3 protein-coding genes and 1 pseudogene are annotated in these 2,005 nt (G+C 41.2%); all 4 read left to right on the top strand.

Annotation, left to right across the window (positions count from 1 at the left end; translation table 11 throughout):
* Positions 1 to 12 precede the first annotated feature (12 nt).
* Positions 13 to 798 carry a leucine-rich repeat domain-containing protein gene (locus tag ACN6OV_RS03935; RefSeq protein WP_427949808.1) on the top strand — a complete coding sequence of 262 codons (786 nt, stop codon included), beginning with the start codon at positions 13 to 15 and terminating at the stop codon, positions 796 to 798.
* A 60-nt stretch (positions 799 to 858) separates the two neighbouring features.
* On the top strand, positions 859 to 1,422 hold the full coding sequence (locus tag ACN6OV_RS03930) for a hypothetical protein (RefSeq protein WP_427949806.1): 564 nt from the start codon (positions 859 to 861) through the stop codon (positions 1,420 to 1,422).
* Positions 1,419 to 1,706 carry a hypothetical protein gene (locus ACN6OV_RS03925; RefSeq protein ID WP_427949804.1) on the top strand — a complete coding sequence of 96 codons (288 nt, stop codon included), beginning with the start codon at positions 1,419 to 1,421 and terminating at the stop codon, positions 1,704 to 1,706. Before ACN6OV_RS03930 ends, ACN6OV_RS03925 begins: the two co-directional genes overlap by 4 nt.
* Positions 1,687 to 2,005 (top strand): annotated as a pseudogene (locus ACN6OV_RS03920) (glycoside hydrolase family 19 protein); the annotation flags it as partial. The gene ACN6OV_RS03925 and the pseudogene ACN6OV_RS03920, both read left to right, overlap by 20 nt.

Below are 2,005 nucleotides of genomic sequence, written 5' to 3'. Positions count from 1 at the left end.
GGTTGAAGAATAATGACAATATACACAGGGGTAGCAGATGCAAACGGGGACTTTACAGTCCCTTTTTCATCTTCGTACACAGGTGGTGAAAAAATCACTGTCACAGCAGAAGTAAGTGGAGCAACTAAATCAATTGAATTGTTTGCCCCAAGTTCCGTTATAGGTGGGGATAGTGCCCTTCAATTTTCAGGATCACTTGTCAATTTCCCTGATAATTGTGGGAATATTACTATTTCTAAAATGAAAAATATTAAAGCTTACGCTTTTACAATATTTGAATTAGCAACGGGGATTACAGTCAATTCAGATGTAATCACGATTGCGGCTAATGCATTTAGATTTAATGATGCACCACCAATCAAGCATGTCCGTCTTTTGGCGAACACATTAACAAGTATTGGGAGTTATGCATTTTATGGAATGACGGAGTGTACAGAACTAATTATCGCAGCAGCGACTTCTATCGGGACACAAGCTTTTTTCAATATGAATAAAGTTCAAAATCTTGTATTGCCGGAAGGTCTTCTTACCTTGGCAGATGGGGTTTTTTATGCATGGACAGGTTTAAAAAAGGCTTCTTTCCCTAGCACCCTGACAAGTATAGGTTCTAATTGTTGCTATAACTGGTCTGGGTGTGTTGAAATCATTATGAAATCAACAACTCCACCAACAATAGCATATGATACTTTCTATGAGCTCAACGCAGCGTGCGTGATTAAGGTACCTGCTGATTCTGTTGCAGCATATCAAGCTGCACCAAACTGGTCAGCATTTGCATCATACATACAAGCAATTTAGATCTTTAATAATTTTATGCACCTTCGGGTGCTTTTTTATTGCCAAAATTTAGGGGGCGGCATGCCGGATAGTAATTACACATCAGATCCACCCATAGCAACTGCAGGGCAGCTTCTTGCTATCTCAGATAAGATCAATGACATATCCAAAAACATGGATAAGTTAGCTGAAATGCCTCAGAAGCTTGACCGCATGAACATGCAGCTTGAGCAGCTCAACAAAGAACATCAGCAAACACGAAATGATCTAACCCAGACTCGCGACAACCTGCAGGATGAACTGGATCGAGCCAAGTCAAACTTCAAGAGTGACTTAAAGCAAATCAGGAATGAAATTGAACCTAAGTTTAAGGAAGTTGATCTTCAAATTCGAGTGCTAAGTGAAAGCAAAACTAAGATTGATAACACCACAAATATTGTGCGTTGGGGAGGCATTGCTTTACTGGGTGCATTGGGATTCGCCTGGAATACTCAAACCGGTAAAACCGACACCATGGCCACTCGATCCATGGAAAACAGCCAAAAAATTCAAGTTCTTGAAAAGCAGTCTGACCAAACCCTTCGAACTTTAGAAGAAATCCGCAACAAGCTTTATGAGCGAAATCAAGTGAGAGAAACCCAATGAAACTAATCGATAATTGGAAACAGGCTTGGAAACTCAAGTCAGTACAAGTGGGCGCAATCAGCGCCTTTTTTTACGTCTGCATGTATGCGGCTTTTGAACTGCTTTGGCAGTTTGGCGCATATTTCCCACAAGTATGGGCTGTGGTGCCGGAAGAAATTAAGCAGTTAATGCCGCATTCATGGGTGGCTTGGTTAGGTTTCTTAAGCAGTGTTTTGGGTATTTTTGCACGATTAAAAGCACAACCGGAATTGCATGGAGATAATGATGAATCCAGCCCAAATTAAGAAACTTCAAAAATCAGTTGGTGTGCATGACGATGGCATTATTGGCCGTGGCACCCTGACCGCAGTATTTAAAAAATTGGGTGCCATTCAGTCACGTGCTGAAGAACTTGGTCTTGCTGCCAATGTTCATTTGCGAAACTTTGGTATCCTGGATAATTCACTTCGCTTTATTCATTTTCTTGCTCAACTTACACATGAGTCTGGCAACTTCCGATACATGGAAGAAATCGCTTCAGGTGCAGCCTATGAGGGTCGAAAGGATCTAGGCAATATACAAGTAGGCGACGGCAAACGATATA

Origin of the sequence: Acinetobacter sp. (genome assembly GCF_050285345.1) — a bacterium.
GTDB lineage: Bacteria > Pseudomonadota > Gammaproteobacteria > Pseudomonadales > Moraxellaceae > Acinetobacter.
Note: the sequence above shows the minus strand (reverse complement) of the source record. Positions and strands in the feature narration are given on the sequence as shown.

Coding starts and splice junctions, on each gene's coding strand:
- ACN6OV_RS03935 (WP_427949808.1), top strand. CDS start 13: ATGACAATATACACAGGGGTAGCAGATGCAAACGGGGACTTTACAGTC.
- ACN6OV_RS03930 (WP_427949806.1), top strand. CDS start 859: ATGCCGGATAGTAATTACACATCAGATCCACCCATAGCAACTGCAGGG.
- ACN6OV_RS03925 (WP_427949804.1), top strand. CDS start 1,419: ATGAAACTAATCGATAATTGGAAACAGGCTTGGAAACTCAAGTCAGTA.